Annotated in this window: 19 protein-coding genes; 11 read left to right on the top strand and 8 right to left on the bottom strand. The window is 36.0% G+C overall.

The genetic code is table 11. The features are described from left to right. Window positions 1-56 precede the first annotated feature (56 nt). The 5 genes from ASG31_RS12905 (at window position 57) to ASG31_RS12885 (ending at window position 3,913) form a co-directional block, all read left to right on the top strand. Window positions 57-692: a DUF4241 domain-containing protein gene (locus ASG31_RS12905; protein WP_056033225.1), complete on the top strand. Its 636-nt coding sequence runs from the start codon at window positions 57-59 to the stop codon at window positions 690-692. 46 nt (window positions 693-738) lie between these two features. Then, on the top strand, window positions 739-1,626 hold the full coding sequence (locus ASG31_RS12900; protein WP_056033222.1) for a ribokinase: 888 nt from the start codon (window positions 739-741) through the stop codon (window positions 1,624-1,626). 84 nt (window positions 1,627-1,710) lie between these two features. After that, complete coding sequence (locus tag ASG31_RS12895) at window positions 1,711-2,553, top strand: serine aminopeptidase domain-containing protein (RefSeq protein ID WP_056033219.1); 843 nt, start codon at window positions 1,711-1,713, stop codon at window positions 2,551-2,553. Window positions 2,554-2,637: 84 nt separating this feature from the next. Further along, window positions 2,638-3,282, top strand: a complete 645-nt coding sequence (locus tag ASG31_RS12890) for an HD domain-containing protein (protein WP_056033217.1) — start codon at window positions 2,638-2,640, stop codon at window positions 3,280-3,282. A 37-nt stretch (window positions 3,283-3,319) separates the two neighbouring features. Further along, on the top strand, window positions 3,320-3,913 hold the full coding sequence (locus ASG31_RS12885) for a hypothetical protein (RefSeq protein WP_082504553.1): 594 nt from the start codon (window positions 3,320-3,322) through the stop codon (window positions 3,911-3,913). Here the strand turns inward: ASG31_RS12885 and ASG31_RS12880 are convergent. The 7 genes from ASG31_RS12880 to ASG31_RS12850 all read right to left on the bottom strand — a co-directional run bounded on the left by ASG31_RS12880 (window position 3,910) and on the right by ASG31_RS12850 (window position 10,614). Further along, a complete protein-coding gene (locus tag ASG31_RS12880; RefSeq protein ID WP_056033214.1) occupies window positions 3,910-4,800 on the bottom strand; it encodes a DUF72 domain-containing protein in 891 nt (296 codons plus the stop codon). The two genes, ASG31_RS12885 and ASG31_RS12880, sit on opposite strands and share 4 nt — an antisense overlap. Before the next feature lie 71 nt (window positions 4,801-4,871). Next, window positions 4,872-5,279 carry an endonuclease domain-containing protein gene (locus ASG31_RS12875; RefSeq protein WP_231433737.1) on the bottom strand — a complete coding sequence of 136 codons (408 nt, stop codon included), beginning with the start codon at window positions 5,277-5,279 and terminating at the stop codon, window positions 4,872-4,874. Window positions 5,280-5,669: 390 nt separating this feature from the next. After that, window positions 5,670-5,870 carry a helix-turn-helix transcriptional regulator gene (locus ASG31_RS12870; RefSeq protein ID WP_056033212.1) on the bottom strand — a complete coding sequence of 67 codons (201 nt, stop codon included), beginning with the start codon at window positions 5,868-5,870 and terminating at the stop codon, window positions 5,670-5,672. Further along, window positions 5,867-6,316 (bottom strand): hypothetical protein, encoded by a 450-nt coding sequence (locus tag ASG31_RS12865; protein ID WP_056033209.1) that lies wholly within the window; start codon window positions 6,314-6,316, stop codon window positions 5,867-5,869. The genes ASG31_RS12870 and ASG31_RS12865 overlap by 4 nt, the downstream gene beginning before the upstream one ends. A gap of 128 nt (window positions 6,317-6,444) precedes the next feature. Next, window positions 6,445-7,224 (bottom strand): hypothetical protein, encoded by a 780-nt coding sequence (locus tag ASG31_RS12860; RefSeq protein WP_056033206.1) that lies wholly within the window; start codon window positions 7,222-7,224, stop codon window positions 6,445-6,447. A gap of 4 nt (window positions 7,225-7,228) precedes the next feature. Continuing rightward, entirely contained in the window at window positions 7,229-8,887 is a 1,659-nt protein-coding gene (locus ASG31_RS12855; RefSeq protein WP_056033204.1) for a ribonucleoside-diphosphate reductase subunit alpha, read from the bottom strand. A 752-nt stretch (window positions 8,888-9,639) separates the two neighbouring features. Beyond that, entirely contained in the window at window positions 9,640-10,614 is a 975-nt protein-coding gene (locus tag ASG31_RS12850; RefSeq protein WP_056033201.1) for a ribonucleotide-diphosphate reductase subunit beta, read from the bottom strand. Between the two features lie 431 nt (window positions 10,615-11,045). On the opposite strand from ASG31_RS12850, the gene ASG31_RS12845 reads away from it, so the two are divergent. The 5 genes from ASG31_RS12845 (at window position 11,046) to ASG31_RS12825 (ending at window position 16,329) form a co-directional block, all read left to right on the top strand. Next, a complete protein-coding gene (locus ASG31_RS12845) occupies window positions 11,046-11,735 on the top strand; it encodes an ABC transporter ATP-binding protein (protein WP_056033199.1) in 690 nt (229 codons plus the stop codon). Between the two features lie 125 nt (window positions 11,736-11,860). After that, the gene (locus ASG31_RS12840; protein ID WP_056033196.1) at window positions 11,861-12,211 is read left to right on the top strand and encodes a four helix bundle protein; all 351 of its coding nucleotides are present in this window, start codon (window positions 11,861-11,863) and stop codon (window positions 12,209-12,211) included. A gap of 148 nt (window positions 12,212-12,359) precedes the next feature. Continuing rightward, window positions 12,360-13,589: an ABC transporter permease gene (locus ASG31_RS12835; RefSeq protein WP_056033192.1), complete on the top strand. Its 1,230-nt coding sequence runs from the start codon at window positions 12,360-12,362 to the stop codon at window positions 13,587-13,589. A gap of 148 nt (window positions 13,590-13,737) precedes the next feature. Continuing rightward, a complete protein-coding gene (locus ASG31_RS12830; protein ID WP_056033189.1) occupies window positions 13,738-15,006 on the top strand; it encodes an ABC transporter permease in 1,269 nt (422 codons plus the stop codon). Window positions 15,007-15,132: 126 nt separating this feature from the next. Continuing rightward, window positions 15,133-16,329 carry an efflux RND transporter periplasmic adaptor subunit gene (locus ASG31_RS12825; protein WP_056033186.1) on the top strand — a complete coding sequence of 399 codons (1,197 nt, stop codon included), beginning with the start codon at window positions 15,133-15,135 and terminating at the stop codon, window positions 16,327-16,329. A 90-nt stretch (window positions 16,330-16,419) separates the two neighbouring features. Here the strand turns inward: ASG31_RS12825 and ASG31_RS12820 are convergent, their stop codons facing one another. Further along, entirely contained in the window at window positions 16,420-16,713 is a 294-nt protein-coding gene (locus tag ASG31_RS12820) for a hypothetical protein (RefSeq protein ID WP_056033183.1), read from the bottom strand. Window positions 16,714-17,267: 554 nt separating this feature from the next. Here ASG31_RS12820 and msrB point away from each other — a divergent pair. Then, window positions 17,268-18,359: a peptide-methionine (R)-S-oxide reductase MsrB gene (msrB, locus tag ASG31_RS12815; protein WP_082504582.1), complete on the top strand. Its 1,092-nt coding sequence runs from the start codon at window positions 17,268-17,270 to the stop codon at window positions 18,357-18,359. Window positions 18,360-18,385 lie beyond the last annotated feature (26 nt).

The following is an 18,385-nucleotide window of genomic DNA, read 5'->3' as shown; positions in this document are numbered from 1 at the left end:
TGTTGGGTATAGACTGTTTTACACCCAGCATCCATCGCCAAACATCCATCAAAATAATGACACACATAAAAAACATATCAAAACTTTTCTCAAAAAACTTTGTAGAAAGTCCACTCATAGAGAGTTTTGAAGTCGGTAAAATCTATCTTTCAAGCGGAAAGCTTGTGGCCTGCGATCCTGTTTTGACTAATGATATGAAGCCTTTTAATACAGAATTTCCACAAGGTGAATTTCAGGTTCTGCTTCACAAAGAAAGAGAAAGCAACTGCGTGGCGTACGGTGAGATTGTTTTTGGCAAAACTCAGATTATTCATTGGGAAATGGCAACTACAGAAGGACAAAACCTAAAAGATCTGGCTGATGAAGAGGTTTTCGGGTATCCTGTAGAAAGCGGAATGGGCTGTTTTATGGATCTGGACAGCCAAAACAGTCTTAATGATCTTGAGCAGAAACTCTATCTGAGAAAAGGTGACGATTTCATGGGGATTTATGAAGAGTTTTTCCACGAGCATTTTTTTGACGAAAAAGGAGCCATAGATCAGTACGCATTTTTAAAACCGGATGAAGATATCCCACTAAATATTTTCGCTTTTGAAACGGGATATGGCGAAGGTTTTTATGCAAGTTATATAGGTTTTGATGCAGATCATAAGCCAGTAAAGATAGTTACAGAATTTATTGAAATTCAGTAAAAGATATAGTTTTTTAAGCTAAATTAGACTTCAGAAAACTATAAAAATGAATTTTTCAAAATCTCAGCCGAAAGTAATTGTAATAGGTAGCTGTTTCATCGATCAGATGGTTACTGCAGATCGGCTGCCGAAGCCCAATGAATCTGTTTCTGCCAGCAGATCAGAGTTCTTCTTTGGCGGCAAAGGAGCCAATCAGGCGGTGGGAATGTCACGTCTGGGCGCGCAGGTCTACTTTATCGGCTGTGTTGGCATGGATCCCGCGGGTCAGCAGATTATGAGAAATCTGGTGAAACAAAATGTAAACGTAGGTTTTGTGGCCGAAACTGATCTGGAAACTACCGGAAGTGCCTTTATTACCAAAACCGGTAACGATTATTCTGTAGTCTTTATTCCCGCTGCAAACCAATGTTTAACCCCTCAAAACATCGATGCTGCAGACAAATACATCAGAGAAAGTGATATGGTACTTTTACAGCTCGAAATTTCTGATGAAATTCTGAAACATGCCGTTTTAAAAGCTAAAGTACATCACAAAACTGTGGGACTTTATGCCTCACCCGCAAGAAAAATTGATCAGATGATCATTGATCAGGCTGATTTTATTATTGCCCGAAGCACCGAACTGTCTCTGATTTTTGGCAGTGAAAATCTGGAATCTGTTTTAGAAAAATATTCCAACAAACTTTTTGTGAGAGATGAAACCAATGCTACGGTGTATCACAACGGAAGTGTAATGAAATACCAGCGTGACGAAAATGAAACAATGAAATATCAGATTGGGATGGGAGATGGCTTCACATGCGGTTTTGCCTACGCTTTTGCACACGGAAACAGTTTGGAAGACTGCGTAAAACTCGGGAATAGAGTTTCTGCAAAAGTTTCTTTAAAAACAGGCGCTCAGACAGGCCTTCCATATCTTGATGAAATTCTGTAAAAGTTATTTAATACATATCTAAACAGCCTTAAAAACTAAGAATCATCACATAATTTTTCCACCTTTGAAGTGGAATTTTTCTTTATGGAAAGGATATATCTTAATAACTTCAGTGGTGCTAAAATCTGCCTTCATATTTTCAGTCCGGAAGAAAAGACAGATCAGCTTTTGCTGATCAATTCTGCTACCGGCGTTCGTCAGCAGATTTATTTTTCCTTTGCTGCATTTGCAAGAAGAAATGGCATGACGGTGATTACTTATGACTATGAAGGAATAGGGCTTTCAAAAACTGGAAATCTTAAAAAATCAAAAGCCTCAATGCGCTCTTGGGGAACTTCTGATTTTAAAACGATAACGGAATTTTTAATTCAAAACTTTCCAAATCATAAGAAATTTTGCCTCGGACATTCAGTGGGAGCTTTGATTGTGGGGATGAATGACGATTCTAAAATATTTGAAAAGTTGATATTCGTCGCCACTCAAAATGCTTTTATCGGAAATCTGAAATGGAAAACAAAAATAGAAGCTTTTTTTGGTTTCGGATTTGCCCAGCCTTTTTTTACAGAGATATTCGGTTATTTCCCGGCACATTGGTTTGGTCTTGGAGAAAGTCTTCCAAAAAATTGCGCTTATGACTGGAGAACCTTAATTTTGAACCGGAAATCAACCAACAGATTATTAGAAAAAACAACGGATTTTTCCAAATATTTAAATCAGAAAGTCTTGGTTTTGTATGCTGAAGATGATGCTTGGTTAACCGAAAAAGGTGTGAAGTCCTTATTGAATGACACTTACGCCAATTTAAAACCGACCTTCAGAATTTTAAAAACTTCGGAATCTGAAAAGGGAATCATTGGCCACATCAATTTTTTCAGAAGCTATAATCAGAAACTTTGGGATATTATTCTGCATGAGGTGGAATCGTGACAATTCTCCCAAGGAGGGGTGGCGAAAAATCTTCGATTTTTTGACGGGGTGATTTTCCGCGAATAACAAAATTAAAATTTAAAGATGAACAACGTAATAGATAGCACGATAGAATTCGTAAAAGAAAAACTCGAAGGCGCAGAAGCCGGTCATGACTGGTTTCACATCGAAAGAGTATGGAAATTATCAAAGAAAATTGCCGAGACCGAAAACTGTAATCTTGATGTGGTAGAACTTTCTGCCTTACTTCACGATATTGCCGATCCGAAGTTTCATGAGGGTGATGAGACTTTGGCGTTAAAAATCTCAAGAGGATTACTGGAAAATTTAAAGGTTGACGAAAAAGTTATACAGCAGGTTTTGTTTGTAATTCAGAATATTTCGTTTAAAAACAGAAGAGAAGTACCCGAAAATCTACCCATAGAATTAAAAATTGTTCAGGACGCCGACAGAATCGATGCCATTGGTGCCATTGGCATCGCAAGAACTTTTAATTTCGGAGGTTTTAAAAATAACCTGATGTATCATCCTGATATTGAGCCAAAACTCAACATGTCGAAAGAAGAATACAAAAAATCGAACGGCACCACAATCAATCATTTTTACGAAAAACTGTTGCTTCTGAAAGATTTGATGAATACCAACGAAGGAAAAAAAATAGCCGAAGAAAGACATCAGTTTATGTTGAATTTTCTCAATCAGTTTTATAAAGAATGGAATGTTGATTAATGTTTTAGGCTAAAAAATCAATTCATATCTTTGTTTTATGGGATTTATTCTTTCATTGGTCTTTGTGCTTCTCGTGCTCTCGCTTTTTCTTTCAAAAGTAAAGAAAGGCAGGGCTGGTGAGCTGGCGAAATTATTCAGGGTTTTGAGCCTTGTATTTGGGATATCCCTTTTTACGTATTGGTTTATTAAAAAAAGTACGGTTAGAATTGTAGATCATTCGGTTTCGCTCCAGTTAATTAACAAACTTCCACAGGCTCTCGATTTTTATCTTATAAAGGTGAACAGTATAGATGGTTCAAGGTCTTTAGAAACCAGTCATGTGGGAAGAATACGGCCAGAATACTTCCGTGTAGAGTATCTGAATATGAAAAACTCTGATGAATACTGGGTTGCAGGATATCTGGGTAAAAAAAATCTGGTTTACTTTTCTCAGCATTCGGTTCCCAATAAAAATATGGATCAGATGATTGAGGTTCAGAATTACATCAATCAAAGCGAAAAACTGTCTGCTGTAGCAAAAAAGGAAATTGAGGAAGACAATTATCAAAATATGCACGCGGGCATTTGGGTAACCCTGAATCTGCTGCTTATCTTCCTGAATCTCGTTTTAATTTTAAGAAAAAGAAATTAGAACAAATTTGGCATATTTTCCTGTCCCATCACCGGAATACGGAGGTCAGTTTTCCATTCTTCATTCATGTTTTTAATGAAATACGAAGACAGAAGTGGTGAGGCTTTTTCCAGATTTTGATGTACAAAAAAATAGAGATTCTGCAGACCTTCTTTTTTCCATTTTGTCAGATGTTTCAGCCAGTCGTCCAGTCGCTCGTAATCGCTTTCATGATTGGCTCCCACGTATCTGATGAACGCGTTTGGAGTTGTAAGTCTCATATGAAGCATATCTCTTCTTCCGGCGGTATCAACGATGATATTGGTAATGTTATTTTCTTCGAAAAGCTGACAGGTTTTATCTAAAATCTCTTCATCAGTAAACCATTCCGTATTTCTGAGTTCGATTGCTAACGGCACTTCTTTCGGCCATTTATTCACAAATTGCTCAAGTCTTTCGTAATCTTTAGGTTTAAAATTATCGTGAAGCTGAAGAAAAACCATTCCTAATTTTTCATCAAAATTTAAAACTGACGTTGCAAATTGCGTCACGACATCATCAATATTCAAAAGTCTTCTGAAATGGGAAACGGTATTGGTAATTTTCGGGAAGAATTTAAAATCTGACGGAGTTTTTTCCTTCCATGTCAAAACCTGTTCTGAGGTCGGCATTCCGTAGAAAGTAGCGTTCAGTTCAATAGAATTAAACTGTGTAGAATAATACTCTAATTCGTCTTTAGTACCTTTCGGATAAAAACCTTTCAAGTCTGTTTTGTTCCATTTTGCACAACCAATGGAGATGTTTTCAAGCCCTTTTTTATTTTGCTTCAAAATTTCCTTGGTTCTTGAATGATCTTTTGGTAATGTAAAATCTATTTTTGACGGGTCTTCTACTTGTCCGAATTTCATTTGACTTAGGTTTTAGGAATTAGTGGGGAGGTTTTAGTTTAAACAAATATAAATAAATTAATGCGATTGGTTTAAAATTCCAAATGTATAATTTCATCAATTTTTGTATTTATTTCAGAGATGACTTCATCTAAATTTTCATGAATTTTCTGATTCGTAAATCTGATTAATTCTAATCCGTTACTCTCTAAAATCTGTGTTCTTTCCTGATCTTTTTCTTTTTGTTCTGCAAGATTGTGATATTCACCATCGATCTCAATTATTAATTTTAATTGATGGCAGTAAAAATCGGCAATATATAAACTTATTGGATGTTGTCTTCTGAATTTATATCCTCTTAATTGATTATTTCTCAGCTTGTCCCAAAGAATTTTTTCTTCTTTAGTTTCATTCTTTCGTAAAGATTGGGCTTTTAGAAAAGAACTTGATTGAGCACCTTTCCACATTCCATCATCGTAGTTGGGTTTAAATTTTTTCATGCGAAGTGTTTAATCTAAAATACATATATTCCATGATTTTGAAAATGCTTTCTCTGAAAATTTTGATATTATTTAATTTTTTAAATTATACAAAAGAAAATTTACTTCCTTTAAGTTTTGGAAAACAAATTTTCTATACAAAAATCTAAAATCATTTTCCCCTACCCTAAAGGGAGTGATTTTAGATTGTGCGAAATACGACTCTTCGTTAAGGATTTTAGATATAAAACTATTATCAGATATGAAAAATCTATATAATTTACTTAATTCTACAAAAGGAAATCTTTCGATTAAAAAACTAAGGTTGATATGAAATTTGCTCCCTTTAGGGTCGGGGAAACAAATTTCATTGACCAAATTTTCTGTTTACTAGTACGAATAAAACAAATTTCAATCCCCATATTCCAACTCAAAAATATCCTCCACGTTCTTCCCAAAATATTTCGCAATTTTCAAAGCCAAAACTGTTGACGGAACATATTTTCCGGCTTCCATTGCATTAATTGTTTGTCTCGATACGCTGATTATTTTCGCTAAATCTTCCTGCGTGATGCCTTTTAGAGCTCTCTCGATTTTAATGGTATTTTTCATTTTTTAAGCAGTAAATAATTAAATCTGAAAACATATAAAACCAGTGGCAGAAACATGATGAGAATCATCACGGTAAGAAATACGCTTCCGAAAACCGTAAGAAACAAAAAAAGAACAATAGCGTAGGAAACTACCAAACTCCAGAAAACCGATTTTAATCTTAAGCTCGAAATATATTCGTCTTCAATTTTCTCCTTCGAAAATCCCACCAAAATTCCGCCGATGATAATTAAAATTCCAAAAAGATTCGGAAACAAATAAATTTCTGCTGTTTTCAGAAAACCTTGATTTTCATTATTGAAAAATCCTGAATTGTAAATAACGGGCAAAGAGATTTCAACGTTCATAATTCCCGAAAGTGAAATCAATCCAAGAATTAAAGAAGGAATAAAAATAAACCACCCAATCATTTTATAACGGTTTGGTAAAAGTTGTAATGTATTCATGTTTGTAATTTTTAATAAAACAAATGTAAAGAATATTTTACAATATGTAAATTTTATTTTACTTTTTGTTTTAAATTAAAGCCGCAGAAAAAATTCTGCGGTTTAATTAATAATGCTATTATATAAATTTAAAAAGGTAAATCGTCATTTCCTAATTCATTATTTATATCGTCAGATTTTTTAAATTGTAATAAATGTTGATTTGATAGTATCCAACCTTCACCGTCTTCAGTTAATTTACAAGCATAATATTCGAAGCCACTAAAGTCATCATTTTCTTTAACCATTTCAAGGAGATCATAATTTACTAAAGTTCTCACACCGACACTGGTGGCTGCATCTGTAAATCCCGATCTAGTCATGTCATTTTTAAGACTATTAACTGAAATACTCTCATCCATAGTTATACAATTCTCCATAACCAGGAACATAATTGCTACCTCGTGACTTCTTAAACCTTCTTTTTCTTTTAAAGGTAAATTACTAATTTTCTTTACAGTATTTGTTTTGTTTTTTAATGCAATGATTTTATTAGTAATATTTTCTTGAAGTCTTTTGTAATCACTGACAGAACCTGTTTTATAATTAATTATAAACTTATGTTGAATATCGAAAGGATATTTTCCAATGCGCTCATCTGAACATATTAGAATGACATCCTTATTACATGCGTAAGCATAACCAAGTTCGTACCACACATTTGGATTGTCTGTAGTAATTTCAGCAAAACATAAAGCGCTGGAAGATATTCCAGTTTCAATATCATTTATAGGTATTTTAACTCCAAGATCTTTGTCGACTCTATAAGCTTCGTAACCTGCAGCGTTAATTGCTGGTTCGAAGGTATCTATAAATCTACTATCGAATTTACCGTTATCAAAAGGCTGTATTACAAAACACTTCTCCATAATTCTAAGCTTCACAAGCTGAACAGCTTACAAAATTCACCATCATTTCCTTAGAAACAGATGAACTTCTTTGGTAATACAGAGTTTTCACACCTTTCTTCCAAGCCTCGATGTAAAGATAGTTTACATCTTTCACTGGCATCGTAGACGGGATCTGTAAGTTCAATGACTGCGCCTGATCGATGTACTGCTGTCTCTGTGCAGCCTGAGAAATAATCTCCATCGGAGAAATTTCCTTGAAGGTTTTAAATACCGCTTTTTCTTCGTCAGTCAGCTCCGTCAAATGCTGTACAGAACCGTGGTTCAACATAATTGTTCTCCATGTTTCTTCATTGTCTAGGCCTTTCTCTTCCAGTAATTTTGCAAGATACTTGTTCTTACGCATGAAGTTTCCTTTCGCCAGACCAGCTTTGTAGTAGTTTGATGCAAAAGGCTCAATTCCTGGAGAAGTCTGACCTAAAATCGCAGAACTTGAAGTGGTAGGAGCAATCGCCATTACCGTTGTATTTCTCATTCCATAACCTTTCAGTAATTCCGGTTCACCGTAAATGTTGGCCAGTTCTTTCGATGCAATATCCGCCTGAGCTCTGATGTGTTTGAAAGCTCTTGCATTAAACTGAGTCGCCTCAAAACTCTCAAAAGGAATCATGTTTTTCTGAAGGTAAGAGTGATAACCCAAAACTCCCAAACCAAGCGCTCTGTGTCGCATTGCAAAGTCTCTCGCTCCTTTCAGGTAATAATTTCCTTCCGTTTTTTCGATAAACTCAGACAAAACAGCATCTAGGAAATAGATTGCCAATTGTACTGCATTCGTATCTTTCCACTCGTCATACAATTCTAAGTTCATAGAAGAAAGACAGCAGATAAAAGATTCCTCTCTGGTAGAAGGAAGCATAATTTCCGAACAAAGATTACTCGCATTTACGGTTAATCCTAGGTCTTTATAAACTTGTGGTTTGTTTCTGTTCACGTTATCCGTAAAGAAAATGTAAGGAAGACCTTTCTGCTGACGGCTTTCCAAAACTCTCGCCCAGATTTTACGCTTGTCGGCATCACCATCGATCATATCCTGCATCCAGTAATCCGGTACGCAAATCCCTGTAAACAGGTTCTGAATGGGACTTCCGATATCTTTAATTGATAAAAATTCTTCAATATCACCGTGGTCAACATCAAGATATGCCGCAAAAGCACCTCTTCTCACACCGCCTTGTGAAACGACATCCATAGAAGTGTCAAAAAGCTTCATAAACGAAACCGCACCCGAAGATTTTCCGTTATCGGTCACCGCAGTTCCTCTGTTACGAAGTTCACCGAAATATCCCGACGTTCCGCCCCCGATTTTCGTCTGCATAATCACTTCACCCATTTTGTGGGTGATTCCTTCAATGCTGTCCGGAATATGCACGTTGAAACAAGAGATTGGAAGACCTCTCTGCGTTCCCATATTCGCCCATACCGGAGAAGAAAAACTGATCCATCCTTTCATGATCATCTCCTTGAAAGCCGGTTGCAGTTCAGGTTTGTATAATTTTTTTGCTGCGGCAGTCGTGATTCTGTCGATTGCACCGTCTACGGTTTCCCCTTTCAGAAGGTAACCTCTGTTCAGCATTTGCTCAGATTCTTCGTTGAGCCACCAGATATTGTTGTCTTGTTCTTCCATTTTTTATATTGTAAAATGTACCAGGTACATTGTTATGTTATTATTTTTTAGGAGCAGAATATTTTGTCTTTCTCCTCACTATTCTACCTGCTTTCCGCTATATCTTTTTTGTGATTGCGAATAACATTAATTCATCATTTTTACTTTTCTGCATCGCAATCACAAAAAGGATGCCGCTGCAATCAGGGCTAAGACAACGTTTTGTTTTTCCTTACCACTGAATTTCGTTATTATCCAAACCTAACGGATTTTCAAAACCCGTTAGGTTTTTTCACACTGAACGTCATTGCTCTTTATCAAGCTTTTCAAGGTCAAATCTTGAAAGGTTCTTTGCGCAGAAGCATTCACATTAAGTTTTGGCTAAAGCCAAATGAATTTCTTCTTTTTATAAACGGGCTAAAGCCCGTTCCTATTGAAGTTTCCAGACAAACCTAATAGGTTTCCAAAACCTATGAGGCTTTTATTAGCTATTTATTTTTTCTGTCCTTTTAAGTAACAGCCTGCGCCGACCGTCGGGAAAGCAATCTCATCTCTTGCGCAGATGCTTCGACAAGCTCAGCATGACATCTCTAATACCAACCCCTCAGCTCCCGAATCACTGACGCCCCGACTTGAACGGAGCTCTTTTTGTTATTGCGATTAACAAATAGTTCAACAAACATTTCACGTTATTCGCAATGACAAAAAAGCGGGAGTGGAAGGCGGAAATTGGCGCCCAAATAACCTTAAACCTTGAATTTTAAATTTTAAATCTAGAAAAGATCATTCGCAGTAATACTCTTATCATGCTTTGTATAATCCACCGGTCTTTTTGCGAAGAAATCATCCATAGAATTGGCGAAAACTTCCTCTTCAAACCATTTCATCGGGCTGTACTGTTCTGCAGTGGTGTTGTATCGTTTTTCCATGTTGATTTTGGTTAAACTTTCGTCAACACGGTATTTCATAAAGTTAATTAAATCCTGTTTTGAGAATTTATCCAGTTCGCCCATTTCAAAGATCCAATCCAAAATTTCGCCTTCCAGCTCAATCGATTGATCAACCAGAGTATAAATATCTTCAATATCAGAATCAGTTAAAAGATGAGGCTGCTCTTCGCGAATTTTATTGATCAGATAAATTCCACCGTTCGCGTGAATCTGCTCATCAATAGACGTCCAAGCAATAATATTGGAAACATTTTTCATGAAACCTTTAAATCTTGTGAACGACAAAATAATGGCAAACTGCGAAAACAAAGACACATTCTCAATCAGAATACTGAACAGCAAAAGAGAAGAAACATACTCTTTCGGAGTTGCAGAATTGGCGTGTTTCAAAACATTTCCTAAAAATTCGATTCTCTTTTTAAGAGCAGGAACTTCCACAACGTGCATAAATTCTTCATTATATCCCAAAACCTCAAGCAGACGCGAGTATGCCTCTGAGTGACGGAATTCACATTCCGCAAAAGTAGAACCTAAACCGTTGAGTTCAGGCTTCGGTAAGTGATTGTAAAGGTTTCCCCAAAATGATTTTACCGAAACTTCGATTTGAGCAATCGCCAAAAGTGCATTTTTTACCGCGTTTTTCTCGTGCGGCTCCAGCTGCGACTGGAAATCCTGTACATCTGCCGTGAAATCTACTTCTGAGTGCACCCAGAAAGACTTGTTGATGGCTTCTGTAAACTGAAGAACTTCAGGATACTCAAATGGCTTGTAGCTTACTCTTTTATCGAAAATTCCCATATTGTAATTTATTTGTCTTTTGTTTATGAACAACAGATTTCTGCAAATACATTCTGTAATTTGATAAGTATTTGATTTTTTGAAAGTTAATATTGCGCTTGATGAATGTCAGACCTCATTAAATTTCTTTCAGAATCTACCTACAAAGTTAGAACATGAAGACTGATTTTAAAAGGGCTAAGGACTAATAGATTGACTTTTAACTGTAAAAGTTTTCCACAATTACCCGAAACTTGCTCTGTTATTGGTTTAGAGACGGTTACGGGTTTTAAAAACGCTTCCTGTGAATTTTAGATTTAAACGCCTGTTTTTAATAATTTGATATTCAAATACATAAATATTAAACAATCCCTTTTTTTAAATAAATTCATTAGTTTGTAACAAATCTTTTGAAGCCGCTACTTATAAGGTACTTAAACAATGAGCGATCCATGTTAGTTATTCAGGATTTACACAAATCATACGATACAGGAAAAAGCAAACTTCATGTATTGAAGGGCATTAACCTTACGATTGAAGCTGGAGAATTTGTCTCCATTATGGGAAGTTCAGGCTCCGGAAAATCTACACTTCTCAATATTATCGGGATTCTCGACGAGAAAGATTCTGGTATTTATAACCTCGACGGAATTCCCATAGAAGATCTCAACGAAATTAAAGCTGCCGAGTATCGTTCAAAATTTTTAGGTTTTGTGTTTCAGTCCTTTAATTTAATTGGATACAAAACGGCTTTAGACAATGTTGCCCTTCCTTTATATTATCAGAATGTTCCAAGAAAAGAGCGTAATGTAAGAGCAATGGAATATCTTGAAAAAGTTGGCCTCGCACAGTGGGCAAACCATTTACCCAACGAACTTTCAGGTGGGCAGAAGCAGCGTGTTGCCATAGCTAGAGCCTTAATCACAGATCCAAAAGTGGTTTTAGCCGATGAACCAACAGGAGCGCTTGATTCGAAAACAACCCACGATATTATGAAATTACTTCAGGATATCAATAACGAAGGCAAAACCATCATCGTTGTAACCCACGAACCCGATGTTGCCGCCCAAACCAAAAGGAATGTCATTTTAAGGGATGGAATTATTGAAAGTGATGAGTTTATTAAGCAGATTGTGCTGTAAAGTGAATTGTGAATTGTCAATTTTGCTTCGCAGGTGAATTAATGTAAGTGAATGGTGAATGGTCATTTTTGCTTCGCAAGTGAATTTTTATAAAGAAAACACAAATAATTTAAAGAAGAGAAAAAATGTTTTTAAATCTAAATCATTATAAACTTGATGTATACAAATCTGCAAGAGAGTTAAGATTTGAATGTTATAAAATTCTAAGCAAGCTTCCGATTGAGGAAAGATATAATTTAACATATCAAATTATAAGAGCTTCCACATCTGTAGTTTTGAATATCACAGAAGGTTGCTCGAGAAAATCTGAAACTGAAAGAAAAAGATATTTCGAAATTGCAAGAGGCTCTGTTATCGAATTAGATTCGTGCTTTGATATTACTGTTGAATCTGAGTATCTGGCCTTAAATGATTTAGAGAAAATCGGAAATAAATTAAAAACAACATTCATTCTTTTGAGTGGAATGTTAAAGTAGTCAATTGTGAATGGTCAATTTTGCTTCGAAAGTGAATTTGACGGATAATTGACTATAAAAAAATAAAATTGACGTTGAAAATAATTGACTCGCAAGCAAAATTCACTGCGAAGCAAATTGACTTTTTTTCAAAGAAAAAAACAAAAATATGTTTGACTTAGACCGTTGGCAGGAAATATTCAGTTCGATTCGCAGTAATGTTTTGCGTACGGTGCTTTCGGGTTTTACCGTAGCATTGGGGCTTTTCATCTTTATTGTCCTTTTTGGGATTGGTAAAGGGTTGCAGAATGCCTTTACGGAAGGTTTTGCAAGAGATGCCCAGAATCTGATTACAATCTCTACAGGGAAAACCACAATTGCTTACAATGGTCTGCAGTCTGACCGTGAAGTAACTATGAACAATGATGATTACGATTTTCTTGTCGATACTGATAAAGAAAAAGTAGGTTACGCAAGCCCGAGGTATACAGCTAATCTTTTGGTAAAATACGGAAAAGAAAGCGGAAATTACCAAATAAACGGCTCTGTAACTGATGAGAAATTCATTGAAAACAGGAAACTCTTAGACGGAAGATATCTTTCTCCCAATGATTTGAAAAATAAGCAACAGGTTGCCGTGATTGGCAGGATGGTGCAGCGTGATTTAATAAAAAACGGAAATCCTGTAGGAAAAGATATTGATATCAACGGAACAATGTTTAAGGTGGTGGGAGTTTTTTCAGATGACGGCGGCGATTGGGATGAAAGGCATATTTCTGTACCCATTTCTACACTTCAACAGATGAAAAAAGGATCAGATACCGTGAGTACTGCATTTATTGCATACGATGAAAAACTGACGCCCGAACAGGCAATTAAATACGGAGATGAACTTAAAAGTAAATTAAAATCCCGGAAAAGCGTATCGCCAGATGATGAAAACGGTGTCCGTGTCTGGAATAATGCCCAGAATATGAGCGATACCTTTGTTTTCATGGCAGTTCTAACGGCAATTGTTGGTTTTATCGGCTTAGGAACTTTACTGGCAGGAATCATTGGCATCAGTAATATCATGGTTTATATTGTAAAAGAAAGAACCAAAGAAATTGGTGTAAGAAAAGCCATCGGAGCCAAACCGAAAAGTATTGTTGCTTTGATTGTTCAGGAAAGTGTCGTTATAACCGTGGTTTCAGGATTGGTAGGTGTTGGTGTGGGAATTTTAACCTTGCATCTCATCGGCGACAGTCTGGAAGAATATTTCATTAAAAGCCCGAGTGTGGGAACTACAGAAATCATCATGGCATTTGTGGCATTGGTTATTTCAGGATTGATTGCCGGCTTTGTTCCGGCATTCAGAGCTTCGAAAATTAAGCCGATTGAGGCATTGAGAACAGAATAGTTTGAAGTGATTTGTGAATGGTCAATTTTACTTCGTAAGTGAATTTTTAAGGAATTAAATTCACGATTGATTTGAAGAAATTTACTGGCGAAGCAAACTTCACCGCAGAGCAAATTCACTTTTACAAAGTAAAAATTGATATTAAAAAATGAATATTCTATTTAGCAAAGATACGTGGCAGGAAATTTATTATTCTTTGAAAAATAATAAGCTCCGCACCTTCCTGACCATGATTGGTGTGGGATGGGGGATGTTCCTGTACGTGAGTCTACTGGGTGCCGCAAAAGGTATGGAAAACGGTTTCGACAAACTGTTCTCTGGTTTTGCTACCAATACTATTTTCCTGTGGGCACAGAATACTTCAATTCCCTACGACGGTTTTCCAAAAGGAAGAGAAATGGATTTACGTCTTTCAGATATCGATTTATTACAGAGAAAAGTTCCACAGGTAGACTATATTTCGCCTCAGAACTCACGCGGAAATTTTGGAAGTGCCGGCGAGCAAATGTCCAGAAACGGAAAATATGCAACCTACACGTTAACCGGAGATTCACCGATAGGAAATAAAATTTCAGAGAAAAAACTGATTTTCGGAAGGTATCTTAATGATGCAGATATGTCTCAAAATAAAAACGTGGCAGTAATTGGTGAAGAGATTTACAAGAATTTTTTTAATGCCAAAAAAAATGAAGACCCACTCGGGAAATCAATCAACATAAAAGGAGTTTTCTTCAACGTAATCGGTGTTTTCAGAGTGAAAAGAGGTGGCCCTATGGAAAATGACCGTACAGCATATATTCCCCTTTCTTCATTCACCAGGTTATTTAATAATGCCGATAAAATTGATGTTTTTTCCGTCGTAAGTAAACCAGATGCGCAGGTGAGCGAGGTGGAGGTAAAAATTAAAGATGTCTTAAAAACCAAAAATAAAGTCTCGCCAGATGACACCAATGCTTTCGGAAGTTTTAACCTTGGAAAAGAATTTAAAAAACTGACAGGCTTTTTAGATGGGATGCAGCTTCTCACCATTATTGTAGGAACTTTAACAATTCTTGCTGGTGTAATTGCTATCTCAAATATTCTCTTAATTACAGTAAAAGAAAGAACCAAAGAAATTGGTATCAGAAGGGCTTTAGGAGCAAAACCTGCGGAAGTTCGTAATCAGATTTTGCTGGAAAGTGTTGTCATTACACTCTCCTCCGGCCTTTTAGGTTTTCTGTTTGGGATTTTATTGCTGATGGGATTAGATCTTGCAACGCAGGGCCAGGATGAGTTTCCTTTCTATAATCCGACAGTCAATTATGGAAATGTTTTCAGTGCAATGGGCATCATGGTTTTGTTAGGATTAGTTATTGGAATGATTCCTGCGCAAAGAGCGGTGAAAATCCGTCCGATTGAGGCGTTGAGAAGTGAGTAAAAGAGCCAAGGAAAAAGTAAAAAGAATCAAGGGAAAGGGCGAAATCATTTTAACAAAAGAAAAAAATAAATATAAATTGTATTCAACACAATCCAATTTAAAGAAAATTAAAAAAATAAACTATATATGAAAAAGAAGTTCAGCTGGAAAAAAGCGGTCTACATCGTCCTCGGAATTATTTTCGCTGGCATCCTGATTATGGGAATCAGCTATTTGGTGAAATCAAACTCAAAGGAGACTGAAGCGTTTCTTACAAGAAAACCAACCATTCAAAACATGGAAGACAAGGTGATGGCTACCGGAAAAATTATCCCAAAGGAAGAAATTGAAATTAAACCCAACATCGCCGGAATTATCGATAAAATCTTGGTAGACGAAGGCGATAGAGTAGAAGCCGGACAGCTCATCGCTACTGTGAGAATTATTCCAAACATTGCAGAGGTAAATAATGCCACCCAAAGTGTTCAGAATTCACAGCTTCAGATCAGCAACGCTAAAATGAATCTTTCTAATGCCCAGACCCAGTTTGCAATGTCTGAAAAACTGTATAAGCAGGGGGTAATTTCAAAGCAGGAATATCTTACTGCTCAGCAGCAACTTTATTCGCAGCAGCAGGCTCTCAGAAATGCAAATCAACAACTGGTAACGGCTCAGAAATCTTTGCAGATCGTAAAAACGGGTGCTATACCCGAATTGCAGGGGTTGGCAACTACGCAAATCCGTTCAAAAGCTGCCGGAACGGTGCTCGAAGTTCCTGTGAAAGTGGGAAGTCAGGTGATTGAAGCCAATTCATTCAATGCAGGAACAACTATCTGTTCCATTGCAGATTTGAATTCACTGATTTTCCAGGGTGAAATAGACGAAGCTCAGGCAGGAAAACTGAAACAGGGCATGGATATGAAAATTGTGATTGGAGCTTTGCAGAATAAAACGTTCCCGGGAAGATTAACAATGATTGCCCCGAAAGGAAAAGACAATAACGGAACAATTAAATTTCCGGTGGAAGGTGATGTAAATAACCCAAATAACGAATACATCAGAGCTGGATTTTCTGCTAATGGAGAAATTGTTTTAAAATCAGAAAAAAATGCTTTGCTTTTGGATGAATCTTTAATTCAGTACGATAAAAAGAACGGAAAAGACGTTCCTTTTGTGGAAGTGAGACAGCCAGACGGAAAATTCAAAAAAGTAAATGTAAAACTGGGAGCCAGCGATGGTATCAATGTTCAGATTCTTTCAGGAATTGATAAAAATGCTGATGTGAAAGTCTGGAACCCTTCAGATAAAGATAAAGAAGAATTGAAAGAAAAAGCGAAGAAGTAATTTCAATTTTCAAGTATAAATTAAAAGTCCCGATTAATTCGGGACTTTTTTTCGTCTGGATCTGCTTTCGATGAATTTGATCAGTAAAAATTAACTTAAAAATTTAATTTCTTTGTCTTTGAAGTCGTTTTTAACCACAATTTTATTCATTGCTTTCATCATCTTTCTTCTGAGTTTGGCGAGTTTTCTTACGTTTTTATCTTCGCTGTAATCAAAAATGTTGTCTTTAAAACTGAAAGTGTCGCCGTCTTTGAATTCAATTTTATTTTTTTTGAATTCTCCCAAAAGCATCAGATTGGTCATGCTTTCAAGAATATAATGTTCTGTAGTAGCAAGCGATTTTAAAGAACTGAGCAATTGTTTTTTATATTTTTTCTTTCCCATATTATAAATTTTCTTTCAATTTTAAAATAGTGCAAATATACCATTTTCGGCACAATAATTCTGTGTTTGAGCTGTGTTTACTTCTCTTAAAATTAGAATAAATGCCGGCGTCAGATTATTTTAATTTTAAGAAATGATCCAGACATTCAAATTACATCAAGCCCTATGCCTTATCAATTTTTTACGGCAATCTGACTGAATTTTCGCGGTGTTGTTTCGTTATCGCTTGATGTCTTAAAGTATGAGGAGTTTCAAATGATAAATTTTGCAATTATAACATAATTTTATGATTCTGCCATTTTACTTTTCCGCTTTTATGTCATCAAACCTATGTAAAGTAGAAGGCGCGAACTGACCTGAATTTATAATAAGCCATCCCTTTAATTTTTAAAAAAAAACGGGTTATTTTAAAATCCATTTATCGGAAAATCTCGTAGATTACTTAAACCGGAATTTGATGATTTTCAAAATAAATTTTAAATTCAGATGCATATTTTATAAGCTGATTTGGTTTTAAAAATAATAATTATAAAAAAATGTTCAATAAAGATAAAATGAAAAATATATTGGTTTTGATGGCTTTTGTTCTTGGTATTACCGCTTTTGCCAACTCGTGCAGGAAGGCTGTAAAATCTGAAGAAAGTTTTTCTGAACGTGAAAAAAAAGAGGAAATGGTGAATAAAAATCTGAAGGAAGTTTATTTTGCGGGAGGGTGTTTTTGGGGAACCGAGCATTTTTTCCAGCAGATAAGAGGCGTGGTTTCAACAGAAGTGGGATATGCGAATGGAAACAAGAAAAATCCTACTTACGAAGAAGTTGTAAGTCATTCAACAGGTTTTGCCGAAACCGTGAAAGTAAAATACGATCCGGAGGAGGTAGATTTAAAGCTGCTGATTGATCTTTATTTCAAAACCATCGATCCAACGAGCAAAGATCAGCAGGGAAATGACAGAGGAGATCAGTACAGAACAGGGATTTACTCGACAGATAAAGAAACTCAGGAAATTATAAAATCTGAAGTTGAAAAATTGGCGAAAAATTACAAGAAACCGATTTTGGTAGAAACAATTCCTTTAAAGAATTTCTACAGTGCAGAAACGTATCATCAGGATTATCTTGAAAAAAATCCGGGAGGCTATTGTCACATTGAACCAGGATTGTTTGAAATGGCAAAAAATGCAAATCCTCCAAAAGCTGTGAAATATCAGAAGCAGGATAAAAAAACTTTAAAAAGTAAATTGACTTCAGAACAGTACAGTGTTACTCAGGAAAATGCGACCGAGAGACCTTTTGAAAATGAATATTGGGACGAAACGAGAGAAGGAATTTATGTCGATATCACCACGGGAGAACCTTTATTTATATCAACGGATAAGTTCGAATCAGGATGTGGGTGGCCAAGTTTTTCGAAACCGATTACGCAAAAACTGATTGAAGAAAAAAAAGACGGTTCTGCCGGAATGGAAAGAATTGAAGTAAGAAGCAAAACGGGTGACGCCCACTTAGGTCACGTTTTTGATGACGGTCCGAAAGATAAAGGTGGTTTAAGATACTGCATCAATTCAGCATCGCTGAAGTTTGTTCCGAAAGCGGAAATGAAAGCAAAAGGTTATGGAGATTATATTTCTCTTTTAGATAAAAAATAATACGTTTTCATAGTTTATTAGTGTTT

The organism is Chryseobacterium sp. Leaf404 (genome assembly GCF_001424145.1).
In the GTDB taxonomy this organism is placed as follows: domain Bacteria; phylum Bacteroidota; class Bacteroidia; order Flavobacteriales; family Weeksellaceae; genus Chryseobacterium.
This window is presented reverse-complemented; position numbering and strand designations above follow the sequence as displayed.